16 protein-coding genes and 1 pseudogene are annotated in these 13,045 nt (G+C 35.1%); 4 read left to right on the forward strand and 13 right to left on the reverse strand.

Annotation, left to right across the window (positions count from 1 at the left end; genetic code table 11):
* Positions 1-46: 46 nt before the first annotated feature.
* Entirely contained in the window at positions 47-520 is a 474-nt protein-coding gene (locus tag OU989_RS12180; RefSeq protein ID WP_274793311.1) for a MarR family winged helix-turn-helix transcriptional regulator, read from the reverse strand.
* 150 nt (positions 521-670) lie between these two features.
* Here OU989_RS12180 and OU989_RS12185 point away from each other — a divergent pair, with 150 nt between their 5' ends.
* Together OU989_RS12185 and OU989_RS12190 are read left to right on the forward strand one after the other, a co-directional pair.
* Positions 671-1,039, forward strand: coding sequence for a DoxX family protein (locus OU989_RS12185; RefSeq protein WP_274793312.1), 369 nt, complete (start codon positions 671-673; stop codon positions 1,037-1,039).
* Between the two features lie 80 nt (positions 1,040-1,119).
* Positions 1,120-2,595 (forward strand): MDR family MFS transporter, encoded by a 1,476-nt coding sequence (locus OU989_RS12190; protein ID WP_274793313.1) that lies wholly within the window; start codon positions 1,120-1,122, stop codon positions 2,593-2,595.
* A gap of 468 nt (positions 2,596-3,063) precedes the next feature.
* Here OU989_RS12190 and ycaC read toward each other — a convergent pair whose 3' ends face one another.
* From ycaC to OU989_RS12210, 4 genes are all read right to left on the reverse strand, one after another.
* Positions 3,064-3,708: an isochorismate family cysteine hydrolase YcaC gene (gene ycaC, locus OU989_RS12195; protein ID WP_274793314.1), complete on the reverse strand. Its 645-nt coding sequence runs from the start codon at positions 3,706-3,708 to the stop codon at positions 3,064-3,066.
* A 218-nt stretch (positions 3,709-3,926) separates the two neighbouring features.
* The gene (locus OU989_RS12200; protein WP_274793316.1) at positions 3,927-4,481 is read right to left on the reverse strand and encodes an NADPH-dependent FMN reductase; all 555 of its coding nucleotides are present in this window, start codon (positions 4,479-4,481) and stop codon (positions 3,927-3,929) included.
* Positions 4,482-5,061: 580 nt separating this feature from the next.
* Positions 5,062-5,514 (reverse strand): GNAT family N-acetyltransferase, encoded by a 453-nt coding sequence (locus tag OU989_RS12205; RefSeq protein ID WP_274793317.1) that lies wholly within the window; start codon positions 5,512-5,514, stop codon positions 5,062-5,064.
* A 145-nt stretch (positions 5,515-5,659) separates the two neighbouring features.
* On the reverse strand, positions 5,660-6,106 hold the full coding sequence (locus OU989_RS12210; protein WP_274793318.1) for an NUDIX hydrolase: 447 nt from the start codon (positions 6,104-6,106) through the stop codon (positions 5,660-5,662).
* 690 nt (positions 6,107-6,796) lie between these two features.
* Between OU989_RS12210 and OU989_RS12215 the strand changes: the two are divergent.
* Positions 6,797-6,877: pseudogene (locus tag OU989_RS12215) on the forward strand (ATPase); the annotation flags it as partial.
* A gap of 814 nt (positions 6,878-7,691) precedes the next feature.
* Here the strand turns inward: OU989_RS12215 and OU989_RS23650 are convergent.
* Positions 7,692-7,928: a DUF3953 domain-containing protein gene (locus tag OU989_RS23650; RefSeq protein WP_313470720.1), complete on the reverse strand. Its 237-nt coding sequence runs from the start codon at positions 7,926-7,928 to the stop codon at positions 7,692-7,694.
* 204 nt (positions 7,929-8,132) lie between these two features.
* Here OU989_RS23650 and OU989_RS12225 point away from each other — a divergent pair, with 204 nt between their 5' ends.
* On the forward strand, positions 8,133-8,468 hold the full coding sequence (locus OU989_RS12225; protein ID WP_274793319.1) for a hypothetical protein: 336 nt from the start codon (positions 8,133-8,135) through the stop codon (positions 8,466-8,468).
* An 82-nt stretch (positions 8,469-8,550) separates the two neighbouring features.
* Here OU989_RS12225 and OU989_RS12230 read toward each other — a convergent pair whose 3' ends face one another.
* The 7 genes from OU989_RS12230 to OU989_RS12260 all read right to left on the reverse strand — a co-directional run bounded on the left by OU989_RS12230 (position 8,551) and on the right by OU989_RS12260 (position 12,772).
* Positions 8,551-8,928, reverse strand: a complete 378-nt coding sequence (locus tag OU989_RS12230; protein ID WP_274793320.1) for a hypothetical protein — start codon at positions 8,926-8,928, stop codon at positions 8,551-8,553.
* A 117-nt stretch (positions 8,929-9,045) separates the two neighbouring features.
* Complete coding sequence (locus OU989_RS12235; RefSeq protein ID WP_274793321.1) at positions 9,046-9,405, reverse strand: YhjD family protein; 360 nt, start codon at positions 9,403-9,405, stop codon at positions 9,046-9,048.
* Positions 9,398-9,730: a YolD-like family protein gene (locus OU989_RS12240; protein ID WP_274793322.1), complete on the reverse strand. Its 333-nt coding sequence runs from the start codon at positions 9,728-9,730 to the stop codon at positions 9,398-9,400. The genes OU989_RS12235 and OU989_RS12240 overlap by 8 nt, the downstream gene beginning before the upstream one ends.
* A gap of 10 nt (positions 9,731-9,740) precedes the next feature.
* Positions 9,741-11,000: a Y-family DNA polymerase gene (locus tag OU989_RS12245; protein ID WP_274793323.1), complete on the reverse strand. Its 1,260-nt coding sequence runs from the start codon at positions 10,998-11,000 to the stop codon at positions 9,741-9,743.
* Positions 10,997-11,218 carry a transcriptional regulator gene (locus tag OU989_RS12250; RefSeq protein ID WP_274793325.1) on the reverse strand — a complete coding sequence of 74 codons (222 nt, stop codon included), beginning with the start codon at positions 11,216-11,218 and terminating at the stop codon, positions 10,997-10,999. Before OU989_RS12250 ends, OU989_RS12245 begins: the two co-directional genes overlap by 4 nt.
* Before the next feature lie 491 nt (positions 11,219-11,709).
* Positions 11,710-11,910 (reverse strand): hypothetical protein, encoded by a 201-nt coding sequence (locus OU989_RS12255; RefSeq protein WP_274793326.1) that lies wholly within the window; start codon positions 11,908-11,910, stop codon positions 11,710-11,712.
* Positions 11,911-12,394: 484 nt separating this feature from the next.
* Complete coding sequence (locus OU989_RS12260) at positions 12,395-12,772, reverse strand: cytidine deaminase family protein (protein WP_274793327.1); 378 nt, start codon at positions 12,770-12,772, stop codon at positions 12,395-12,397.
* Positions 12,773-13,045 lie beyond the last annotated feature (273 nt).

The raw sequence follows: 13,045 nt of genomic DNA on the forward strand, positions 1-13,045 counted from the left end.
TAAAAAACCGATTTTCCTTGTCTCAAGGGGAATCGGTTCTTTTAAGTCAGTCATCTAATGAACATTGAACTTCATTATAATTTGTAAGTTTGGATAGTAGTTCAATAAGTTGTTGTCGCTGCTCTTGAGTCAGATTCTTTAATAAAATATCTGCTGCCTCTTCTTCAAGCAATCGTACTTTTTTAATTTGCATTTGTGCATTGTCAGTTAATTGTATCAAAGTAGCTCGTCGGTCTATTGGATCAGGCATCCGAACAAGAAGTCCATCCTGTTCCAATGCATCTACAAAGTCAGTAACCGTTCGGGCCTTTACCCCTAATTTGGCTGCTAACTCGCTCATTCGTATTTTCTCTACTTCAGAAACAGCAAGTAAAACACGAAGTCTGGGTCCTGAAATTTGAAACGGCATGTCAAGATTTGATAGATGTGCTTCAAATTCTCTCTGGATATAATGAGAAGTCTTAATTAACGCATGAATACCCTCTACTGCAGATGTTTTTGAAGAATGTTGATTTGTCATAAAAATTCCTCCTTGACAGTTTTAAATTAATCGCATAAACTCATTTTGAGTAAACTTATATTGAGTAAGCTCACTAAATCAATACCCTATAATATCATTGTACCATAGAAGGGTATTGTGAAAAAAAAACAATATATTGGAGGGATTATCTTGTTAATTATATCTATTATTCTTCAAAGCCTGCTAGCCTTAGTGTTCTTGTTGACTGGGTTTATGAAGGTATCTGGTAATAAACAGCAAGTAGAAACATTCGAGCACCTTAACCTACCTCAATGGTTCCGAGTGATTACTGGATTGGTACAACTAATTGGGGCCGCTGGTTTAATTATCGGTTTTTGGAATCCTGGAGTAACAGCATTAACTGGCTTATGGCTTGCGATTACGATGCTTGGTGGAGTGATGACGCATATTAGGGCAAAGGATTCTATCACTCAGGCAATTCCAGCATTCATACTGGCGATACTGGCAACTATCATTACTATTTTTAACTTATCTGACATGCTGAACCTGTTTTCTTAAATTGTTCGATACTTAATAATACACCTATGATATCAAGATATTAACAGTATATCTACACTCTAAAAGGAGATTTATATCGTATGACAGTAAAAACAGAAAATAACAATGAAGTATTCTCTATTAGAACCATCATAGGCCCCTTATTAGCTGTCATTGTTGGTATGATGATGGTAATTCTTGATAGTACGGCGATGAATGTTGCCTTGCCTGGCATAGTGACAGATTTTAAATCTGATGTTTCGACCATGCAATGGTCCTTAACAGGTTATACGCTCGCTTTATCAGCTGTCATTCCTTTAGCTGGTTGGATGACGGACCGATTTGGAGCAAAAAAGATATTTTTAATTACAATTACCTTTTTTACAATTGGATCCGTTCTCTGCTCTGTTGCACAAACTCCTGAACAGCTTATCCTCTATCGAGTTATTCAAGGACTTGGGGGAGGAATGGTAGCACCAATAGGAATGACCATTATTTTCCAACTCGCTCCTTCGGATAAAATTGGGTCTGTAATGGGGGCACTTGGGGTTCCGATGCTTTTAGCACCTGCTTTAGGACCTGTTCTAGCAGGATATCTAGTTGAATACGTTACTTGGCATTGGATTTTCCTTATTAATTTACCAATCGGGATTATTGCAATTTTGGTTGGATTGAAATTTTTACCGAATGTTGAACGAAAGACCGCTGCATCCCTTGATTATTTAGGGATTCTATTAGCGCCTATCGCATTCGCAATGCTAGCCTATGGAGTGAGTGAAGGTGGCAAAAGCTGGACTTCAATAGAAACTCTTACTGGATTAATTGTAGGTGGAGTTGCTCTCATTCTATTCATAATTGTTGAACTTCGTCAAAAGCAGCCTTTACTAGAGCTGAGAGTTTTTGGATCATCTGACTTTAGAAAAGGAATTGTGATTTCATGGATTTCTCAAATCGCATTATTTGGGGTTATGGTTATTGTCCCGTTATTTTTACAAACAGTAAGAGGTTACGGTGCATTAGCTACTGGTTTAATTCTTCTCCCACAAGCTCTTTCATCGGGTGTTATGATGCCAATTGGAGGGCGTTTATATGATAAAATAGGTGCTCGTCCTTTAGCTATAACTGGCTTGTCTATTATTACCGCAGCGCTAGTTATGCTTTCCCGAATTTCTATGGACACAACTACAGGATTTATCATTACATGTTTAGTGATGATTGGAGCAGGTATGGGACTATCCATGATGGCAATTAATACCCATGTTCTTCAATCTGCTCCCAAACATCTTGTAAGTCGCGTCACACCATTAACAACAGCGGCCCAACAAGTAATGGTTTCATTTGCAGTAGCAGGTATGACTGGGTTTCTAACGTCAAAAATTACTACTCATATGAAAACAATAGCTGACCCAATGGAAGCTACCTTTTCTGCCTATGGTGACACATTCCTTCTAGCTGCTGGGATTGCATTAGCAGGTGTGCTTTTAGGAACAATCCTTGGTAGACCAAAACAACAGTCGGAACATGCTGAAGATGATGAAACAAAAGAAGCTAATGCAAAAATGAGAGTAGGACATTAGATAAGACAATAAACTATATTTTACCCCCATCCAAAACAGGATGTGGGGTATGCGCTTTGGAAATATTTACGTTTTATCAACGTCATCAACTGCTCTAACAGATGAATTGATCTTCTGCTCCGTTAGTCATCCCTGTAAAATTTGACCACTATCTGTATTTAGTAATCATGCCAATCCATTTTATAAAATCTTGTGTGTCCCCCTTGAAATTGATGCTCATTTTACCAAACAGTTAGAGAAACATCATTGATACATTGTTTAAATTTTTTGTTTGGTTATCCACCATTCGGTCTCCGAACAGATTCTCTAAAATTTTGAAGTATGTAATCAATAATTTTTTTCATGATAAAAGCAGGATCTATACAAACTTGATATTAACACTTACATCGATATCCAATAATTAGGTAAATCATGTAGGGAGTAGAAACGCGGAGTTGTAGTGAATTCGCGTTTCTTTGTAGTTCCCTTTTATCTTTTCTGGTTAATGTAATCTTTTTGAGCTCCTTCATAGCTTCCGATAACATTTTGATAGCCAGGTAATTGGCTTGCAAGTAAAGCACCAAAACCTTCGATGTCGTTTCGCCAATCTCTTTGCAATTCACTGGCAATACTAAACCAGTTCATCAGTTGTACGCCACTATGGGCCATACGCATTAATGCCGCATCTGCAACTTGTTTACTGAAAGTTCCTGACGCATCCGTTACGACAAATACTTCATAGCCTGCGTTAAGCGCTGATAATGCAGGAAAAGCAACACAAACATCTGTTACAACACCCGCAATAATCAATTGCTTTTTCCCAGTCATTTTAACTGCATTGACAAAATCCTCATTATCCCAGGCGTTGATCTGTCCAGGGCGTGGAATCTTAGGCACATCTGGAAACAACTCAACAAGCCCTTGCATCAGTGGTCCATTTGGTCCGTTTTCAAAACTTGTGGTCAAGATGACAGGTAAATTAAAAAACTTCGCGGTATGTGCAAGTGCGAGGACGTTGTTTTTAAATTCATCTACCCCATAGTCACGTACTAAACCAGAAATTAATCCTGTCTGATGATCGACTAAAAGTAAGGCTGCATTATCTTTTGATAAACGTGTATACAAGTCAGCCATTCTGTTGCTTTCCTCCTTTATTTTAACTTGCAAAAGGCTAGTAGAACCCTGATTTGCAGACTTAATATGGTCAATTGTATAGACACGTATTCATATATTTCTCAACTATTAGTATGTATATTTTATTGGAGACGTAAGCAATTTACTTTAGAAATGATGTTGCTTTCTTCTGAAAACAATAAAATAAGGCATAGGAAAGGATTCCGTTGCCTTATTTTTTATTTGCTATGTTTTTTAATTAAATCTACGAATGCATCAATGAAGGTTTGTAAAAATTTAACCGTTCTTTCATCTTTCACATTACCGTTTTCATCTAGTAAATCAGCCACATTTCCAATATAAGCTTCAGGTTGTTGTAGTATTGGCATATTTAAGAATACTAAAGGTTGACGTAAATGATGATTAGCACCAAATCCACTCAATCTACCAGGTGATTGGCTGATAATTGCTGCTGGTTTGCCATCCCATACATTTGCTCCATAAGGACGAGAACCCACATCCAATGCATTCTTTATTACTGCAGGTATAGAACGGTTATATTCAGGAGTTACGAATAAAACAGCCCCAATTTCCTTCATCTTGTTACGGAAAGCCGTATATTCTGAAGGTGCATTGTCTTCATCATCAAAATCCTGATTATAAAAAGGTAAATTTCCTATTTCGACAAATTCTGTTTTATATCCTTCAGGGAATAAAGATGCAACATGTATTGCAAGTTTTTTTGAAAAAGATTCTTTCCGAAGACTACCAACCAAAATACCAACTTTTATCATTAAAGTTCTACCTCCCTATTTATGTTTTTTGCGGGCCATGGACATAGATATTTTCTTTGTCTCTCCAAGTTAGTTTTCCAGAAAACTAAAATCAAAAGTAATAGTGATTCCTCTCCGTTCTTTCATTTCTAAAAACATTGTATCTACTTGTCGCCATGCGGTTTATGCAATGGTCATTACACTTCCGTATTTTTATTATGGAACGGAACAAAATTATTTAAACCACTTATATAAATACCATAAAAAAAGAAGTACATGTTGTCTCCTCTACCCTTTCCCTCTAAAATAAAACAAAAACCGTCATATTAAACTTTGCGAATCCAATTCAAGCCTTTAAGGAATATCTACAGCTCACTAACATCGCCTAGAACCTTCTATTAATCAATAATTTCTTTTGTTTACTTCAGTAGGTATGATTGATTGTTAGTATTCATGGTCGTGACATCTAAATAACTAATTTTATTCAAAAATATGCCCTTTCCATGAGTAAAGACGCTTTCCTTAATTTCAGAAAAGCGCCTGATTGTTGAATAAAATGATATTGTTCCTTAACCATTTTAATACCTATAATCTCCATACATTATTTATTAGATATCCATTCATATAGAATATCTGGTAAATTTTCTTCATTTTCGTGCCCTCTAGAAATGATTTTAAATCCGTTCTTTTCATAAAATCGTCGAGCGTTTTCATTTACTTCAAATGTATATAATGATAATCTCCCACTTGATTGTTCTTTTGCTTTATCTAGTAATGTTTGACCTATACCGAATCCTTGATAATCAATATGAATATAAAGTTGGCTTATTTCCCTTTCATTATAGGCAATCATACCAACTACATTGTCATCAATTAACGCTACATCTATTTGATACTGCTCAGGTAATATATGATTTAAAAAGTATATATGATTTTCAAAGCTATGGGCTTCTTTCTGACCAATAGCCCTTTCCTTACTTTCTCGCCACATTCTCACTGTCTGTTCAGCATATTTTGGATTATACTGAGTTATTAATAATTTGTGCGGGTTCACCACATTACCTCCTTAAGGGTTTTCACTATTGCGCCCGTTTCTGGAATAAGTATATATGATCACGGACATCACAATAGGTTTTTCTAAATTTGCTTTAGGCCAAGCTAAATATGAACCTCCGAAAAGAAGCCCTTTTGTTTATCAACTATAATTGATTTTTTATTGCTTCATTAACTGCCCAGCTTTGATGTTCATGGAATAATTTTCCCATTGCATCGATGGGTTCTATCCATTTAAGGAAATGTTCTTCTTCCGTTGCTTTATTTATTTGCATCCCTATATCGCATAAATAAAAATAACCTTCGCTAAGATAATACCTATTTTCATTTGTGGAATAAAAATATCTTCTGGCACACCCTACATAATTACCCATTTCAATAGCCATCCCCATTTCTTCAAGGGCTTCTCTTTTTAAACATTCTTCATGAGTCTCATTATTTTCAATTCCGCCGCCTGGAAGAAAATACTTTCCATCAATTGTTTGAATAATCGCTAAATTTTCTTTATGACTATCGAACATTAAACAATAAACAGCTGGTCTCCTTATGTATGCTATATCTTCTTTCTTTTCACCGAATGTGATAATATCCATAATTTAATCTCCCCCTGCCATTATTCAATTTTAACATAAATACCCAATAGGCATGTATTAGTTATCTAATCATTAATGGCCCGATTGCGGTACAGCAACTCCCTACAGCCACTAAATAATTTCCCTATACTATAAATGAGAAAAGACCAGGTACTCACTTTTAGATGAGCGCCTGGTTATTTATCCCTTCTGGAACTTTTTCAAAATCAAAACATTTACACAATATGATCTTTAAAGAAACTATTTGGATCCAGTCTTACTTTTTCCTGATTATAGTATCCCCAAGTGCAATTCCAACAAAAACAACCAAAACTGTTAGAATTAATAGGGCTCTAAAAATAATATATGCAATTTGATCGAACATCGTCTCACCTTCTTTTCTTCATTTTTCCTACAATTATATTTTGAAATTATCCAACTTCTAATGAAGATTTAATCAATAAATGCCCAAAATCATTTGTGCTTTTTAGAACATAGTTTACGTCTTTAAAAAGGATATATGCAACCTCACTTTTAATATTTATGGACCTTCAAAATATGATACGAATAAGGAGTAAAGACTTTAATTGTAGGATTGGTATTTAATAAAAAAATTAGGCTTCCTTGATATATCTATGATTGTTATGTACCCACTTTGTTTGATCTTAATCATATTAAATGTCGTAGTGTAGGTTGTGCGGCTCAATTTGAATTGAAATTGTGCCTAATCAAACAGGAGGGTTATATAGCGTTTACGGGCGAACAGCTTCAGGTGTAATCATTGATGCCTAACAATTTGTAAACTCAGAGTTAACACCGATTCTTTAATTATCTAAACAGATTTTAACTGTTAAAATCAATGAAGGCTTATATTCAGTTTTAAGGCTATGAGATAATGACATAACTAGCTTCAAACAATAGGAAAGTGAAAATGAGAGTACTCCATTCAGCATTTAAAAATAATAGACAAAGTCGAAAAAATCGACTTTGTCTATAGTCTGAAGAATCCCCACAATGAATATACATTTTTAATTTAATTCTAAATCTTTGTTAACTGAACGTTCTTGTTATTAAACTTAGGCCTCTTCCATTAGTGAAAAAGCATTCCTTCACCAACAAAAAATGAACCTTATTTTAATAATTATTTTTCTTTTACATAAAAGAAACCGGTTCAATTCTCTTGGATGTTCGACTTCCATAATAAGTCGGTTGGTTAGGGGTTAGGACAATCTCCAATAACAATCATACCTTTACATTTACTTATTGAAATCCACCGGCTTCAAATGCCTATCATTTATATGTTGATTTACCAGTGTTTCAAAACGTGGACATCTTTTCTAATTGCCGCAATCGTAAATGCATTTGTATTCTCATTTATTTTGGAACCATTATTTTTGTGGTTACATATATATGAACCCTATCATTGGAAATACACTTATTCTTTCATTGCCCCCTTCCTAACGTTTCAAAAAGCACAGTATAGAGCGGTTTCAGGAATGTTGACTAAGAAAAATCACCCCTAATATGAAAGCAGTGCATTTCCGACATTTTTAAATTAAATGGAAAGTCGACTAAATTAGAAATATTAACCACCAACTTATGTAGATCATTGCGAAGCTGTGAATTGATACATTGATATATATACCGCAAATAAAAATAGCCAGATTAGTAACCAACCGTAAACTTTTCTCTCGCTATGAAATGCTTCAATTCCTTTAGTTAACATGAATAAACCTGAAAAGAATACCATTAAAAAAATTAGATTATAATTATGTGTTATAAGTAGGTAAGACGAAAGTAAGACTGTTATGATGGCACAAACAATTTGTAAAACTTTCAGCATACTATTCACCCTTCTTCAAATATCATACAACAAAAAAGACAACTAGGAAATAATTGTAAATACTTAATTCTATGTTTCGGCGGTGTATGTCCTGCCACGAACACGGTTATGCAAAATGTGGTATATTTTAACATGCAAGAAATTCTAGGAATCTAGGTTAGATTCACTCTTTGCTTTAAATAATTTAATCATGAGGTATAAAAAATGGAAATAAATACGTTAGAAAAACTAAATGGAAGGCGTGATGTTTTTGAATTTATGCGAGGTGATTTTAAAAACGAACATTGGCATAAATCTTCTATCTTTTTAACAACAGAAGCCTTTGATGTTTTGCATTTATACATAGAAGAAGTTTTACCGGATTTTAATTACTTTGGTCCAAACAAAGTTAATCGAGAACAATGGAATCAAATCGCTTTCAATGCAATTTCATTAAATAATTCAGTGGATATCGCTTTTCTCCGTTTTTTTAATAGCCTAGATTATTGGGTAAAAGAAAATTTCGAGGAACACATTTGTTTCTCAATTTGTGGTCCATAACAATTTCCTTCTACTTTTGAATATTATCACAAAATATTCCAGCGCCTTATCATTTGTCGTAGATACTTCTTAATTATCTTGTCTAATCACTTAGACTTGTCGATAAACGCTTTTCTAATGATTCAATTGCAAGTTTAAGTGCAGTTAAACGTCGGTCATTTAATGTTTTTTGAGAACTACCTTCTTTTGCTTTTGCGATCTGCTTTTCGATAGATGGCATGATATCTTCTAGAATTTTCTTAGAAATCAATATGGCTTCTTCATCATAAGAAAAGTTTTCCCCATTCCAAATATTTTTGAGGCTTTCTAAACCCATTTTCACAGCGTTTAGCCTCTTTTTAACAAGAGTGGTGTTAACCCCTTTTTCTGTCATACGTTGATAAGCAGTTGCAAGTTTATTACACGTCGACTCCAGAGATTTAATAGATTGATTTTGGATTTCTTGGCTGATAGCCTTCATATTGGAACCTCGCTTTCCTTTGACAAATTTACTGTATAATGCGTTATTACAAACGAATAGTTGATTATATCAAGAATGAAGACAGGCTTCAAATGTCCCTTATTCAAAAAACAGGCCTCATTCGAGAACCTGTTGGTTGTTCCTTATATAATTAATCAATAATTTTTCCACCTGTGTTTTCAACGCCTGATTTGCATAACGGAGGACGACATCATTACCCGTAGTTGCAACTTGCACATCACTAAAATATTCATCCACACGATGCCAGCCAACCACTCGTATACGCTGCTGTGCAAGCTGTCTTTTGAGGTCAAAATACTCTTGGCGTAAATCCTTTAATAACGCATCCATCAATGGAAGAAAGACAACTTTCATTTTAAACTGTTCTGCTTTTTGATAATCAATCTGCAATGATTTTACCGCTAGTTCTATTAATAAGTACTTGTGTAACAGCTGGCGTTGTTCAGGTTTAATCATAATAATCAGCTTCTAGTTGAGCTGACTTTATACTTTGAATGGGGATTGTTTTCGTTTTAAGTAATGTTTCGAGTATGAGTTCTGTAGTAGTAATCGCTTTAATAATTCCTGTCCATTGTGTTGTTTTACCTGCCGTCCACACGTCTAGCTTGACATCTAGCTGCTGACGATAAGCGTGATCCATTGTTTGTTGTAATTCTTCTAGTTCCCATTCAGCTAATTCTCTCGGCTTATCAGTAACATCTTGTTTGTATTCTTTGAGAAAATCTAAATGCTCTGGCATCATCATGGCTGCCCATTTTATCGTTCCTCTGTCCTTTATCATTCAATCACTCCTATGCTAAATGTCCACCAACTAAGCGATCACGGCTGATAGCAGTACCAGCGCTTGTAAATGATACCGCTCGTAATAATGCTGTCGCCCCAAATTTATTACGTATTGCATCCATTGTTGGTCCAATCAATTGCCGCTGTGGTTTTCGCTCGTCAAATAAATCTAATTGGATACTATGCTCTCGCTCTAAGTTGGATATCCGGACAGAAAGCTGTCGAGCTGGCTCCCCTGCAAAATGCTCATCGAGTAATTCAATACAGACTTTATACATTTCAAGTGTTTCATTTGTTGGAACAGCAATCGTTCTTGAACGGTGGAATCCCTTCGTCATCGCATTACGACTGTACGATAAACCTAAGCTGATGGTGCGGCCAACAAAACCGGCATCTCTTGCACGTTTCATAACATCCTCGCACATTTCTAAGAGAACGACTGATATTTCTTTTCGTGTGTGATAATCTCTCATCAACATTTGTCCCGTACCGAAGCTTAAAGCTCCGTTTGTAATTAATGGCTCACCCAGTTTAGATAAATCAATTCCCCAGGCGTGATGATATAATTGGTTGCCCATAATGCCAAAGCGTTTTTCTAATTCATCTAAATCAGCATTAGCTAATCCACCTACTGTTTGAATGCCCATCTTATTTAGGTTGGCTTCCATTTGCTTACCTATGCCCCACATTTCTGATAAAGGTCGTACAGGCCATAATTTTGTTGGCACATCATCATAAGTCCACTTAGCAAAGCCTGTTTTCTTTGCCTCGATGTCCAAAGCCAATTTAGCCATCAGCATATTGGGCCCCATCCCTATAGCGCTTGGCACATTAAATTGATCAAGAATTGCTCTTTGAATTTCTTTCGCTGTTTCTTCAGGAGATCCCCATAATTTTTCTGTGCCAGTTAAGTCCACAAAGCTTTCGTCCACACTATAAACATGTATGGCGTCCACTGGTACATAGTTAGCGATTAGCTTTGTAATAGTCATCGACATCTGGATGAAAAAACTCATTTTTGGTTCAAACAATTTTATATCTGGATGTTGAGGGATTTCATAACGTCTATTACCTGTCTTAATTTTAAATCGCTCTTTCATTGCTGGGGATGCTGCTAACACAACACTGCCTGGTTGATTAAAATTACCCACGACTGCAATTGGGTCATTTAAAATATCTAACCCTTCTAACATGGCAATACAGCTTGCATAAAAACTCTTCATATCGATGCATATAATAGGTCGATTCGGCATACCCTCATAGTTCATACAACCTCACGCCCCTTACTTACTATAGGAATAACTGCTAGAACATTGCTGATTAAAAAAGTACGCTTTGCCTGCCTTGTAAAACAAAATGCTTGGAATGAATCGCCAACGATTTTAATAACCTTTACTCGCCTTTTTGTTACAGACCCATTTTTAGATACATACATCATGTTTACCAATTGATTACGTTGCATAGCCTTAATCAGTTGTTCCCTCATCAAAGTTTCCTCCTAATACGCGAAATGTTCCTATTTGTTATTTTATACAGGAACACTTGTTTGTATACATAATAGAACAAATGTTTGTATTTTGACAAGATAAAAATTATGGAAATAAAAAAGGCTACCTTAATTTGATAGCCATTCACATTCTTCATTGAAATTAATACATGTATTCTTTTCATCCTGTGGGTAATCAATCATTTGATGACATTGTCTGATTACGTTTGATTAAAAAACATAATGGCGCTACTATTTCCATACTCTAGCACCTTTAACAACATTTCTACATACAATTTGAAATAACTTAAATGAAAAAAGTCTAGGCTCAAATTGAATACCTAGACTTTTTTGGAAACAAGATGGAATCTTTTACGAATAGATGATCATATAAATTCTAAACAAAACTTTATTAAATAATAATATGAATAAACTAGGGGTAAAGAAACCCTTCATCCGTTTAAACTGCGCAGAGCGATTTTTTATTTATATTAGTAGCCGTATGGACGGTAGTATGGTTGGCGATAGTATGGTGGATAGAACGGAAAGAATGGATAGAATGGGTAGAATGGATAATATGGGTATTGATAACGTGGACGTCTTCTTCTACGACGTCTCCCATAACTGTCATAATCATATTCATAGTCATCATCATATCTATCTCTGTCATATTGATCATAATAATCGCGCATAATGTTTCCTCCTCTCGATATCGGTATAGGTTATGCTAAATTAGGCTTGAGGGCTATGCATTTGCCTATATTTAACATTATTCATGGTGATTGGCATTTAATCCGTTATTCAATTCCTTATTCCAAGCTCCCAAACAAAGAGCATTCGTTCGCTTTTTTTATCCAGTAAACATCCTAAACTTAATTACAAACCATTTAAAATTTATATGAAATATATCCCATCAAAAAAGCCTTCATCCTAAGATGAAAGCTTCCCATGGTTAGTTATTCGGTGCATGCAAGCCAAGCGCTTCTTAAAACGCTTGGATAGTAGGGCTTTTTGTTACAGTAGTTTTTTTATGTATAAGTAACCCTAAATTGCACAAATTAATATCGAGTGTATCGCACGCACTTGCTGTGGCGCTAGTTGACCGTCACGGCCTCCCCATTTATTACTTTGGGTCACTTCCAACTCAAGTGACCCTTTTTTATTGTTTCAATATATTTACTCCCAACGAACAGGAAGTAAGTCGTTTATAGTAAGGACAGTATTGTCTTTTACCATTACCTCACATTTATAGTTATCGTCATGAATTTGACAAATGAATTCTCTACATCTTCCGCATGGAGGTATTATTGTTCCATCCTGATAAACTGCAATAACTTTTTTTACTCTACTTTCTCCATCAGTAATCATAGCAGCAATTGCTGCATGTTCTGCACAAAATCCCATGGAGCAAGGAGTATCTATACATACCCCTTTATAGACCTTACCATTGTCACTTAAAATGGCTGCAGCAACCGAACCTGCATAAGAATTTTTTGAAATTTGCTTTGGGTTTAAGACACTTTTTGCAATATTATATAGTTCTTCAAATTTCATAACTTCGACCCCTTTTAATCATATTGTTTAGTAAATTGCTGTAGTGTCTGTAAATGCTGCAGCTTTTTTATGTTATCCTTTATATTCCAACCCAATGAGTTATTACAAAAATCGATAAATTGGTGTGTAAAGCATTGAGGTAGTGACTCTTTTGCAACGTAATGGTAGGATAATTTATGAATTTTTTAAACAATATTTTAATCATTCTTTTTCTATTCTAAAGGCAATAAACTATAAAACCCAATGTAGCTGAGCATATAAATAGTAGTGTTA

The organism is Lysinibacillus irui (assembly GCF_028877475.1).
Taxonomy (GTDB): Bacteria; Bacillota; Bacilli; order Bacillales_A; family Planococcaceae; genus Lysinibacillus; species Lysinibacillus irui.